Annotated in this window: 1 protein-coding gene; it reads right to left on the reverse strand. The window is 49.5% G+C overall.

Going from position 1 to position 566, the window contains the following annotated elements; translation table 11 throughout:
- Positions 1 to 393, reverse strand: a 393-nt coding sequence (locus ACTHTU_RS11180) for a hypothetical protein (RefSeq protein ID WP_440362586.1), incomplete at its 3' end; no start/stop codon positions are given.
- Positions 394 to 566 lie beyond the last annotated feature (173 nt).

Consider the following 566-nt stretch of genomic DNA (forward strand, 5'->3'; position numbering starts at 1 on the left):
AGCCCGCACCTCCCCTCCCTCTCCCCCCTTCTTTTTTTCCTTCTTCCCTCCCCTCTTTTTTCTCTCTTTTTTCTTCCCTTCTTTTCCTCCTTTCTTTCTCCCCTCCCCTTTTTCCTTCTTCTTCCCCTTTCCCTCCCTCTTTCTTTTCTTTCTCCCCTTTTTCCCCCCTCCCTCCTTCTTTTTCCCTCTCCCTTTTTTTTTTTCCTTTTTTTTTTCTTCTCTTTTTCCTCCTTTTTTTTCCTCCTTCCTCCTCTCCCTTTTTCTCTCTCCTCTCTTCCTTCTCCCCTCCCCTCTTTCCCCTCTCCCTCCCCCCCTTCTCCACGCGCTACCCAACCCCCTACACCTCTCCCCCCCGCCAAACCCTACATTCCCCCTTCTTTTTTTCCCACCCAAACATCTCCTTCGCACCCGACGGGAGAAAATGTCGCTTTTCTGCCGCCAACCTAACCAGTTTTTTGTTTGTCTATTTTGTTTTCTCCCACTTCCAGCACGCGTAATCCTTTTCCTCTCTCTTCTACCACCCTGACCCTTCCGCCAAACTAGACAGTGTAGATCTCTATGGTTTC

This window comes from Neisseria sp. P0020.S005, from assembly GCF_051957055.1.
In the GTDB taxonomy this organism is placed as follows: domain Bacteria; phylum Pseudomonadota; class Gammaproteobacteria; order Burkholderiales; family Neisseriaceae; genus Neisseria; species Neisseria subflava_A.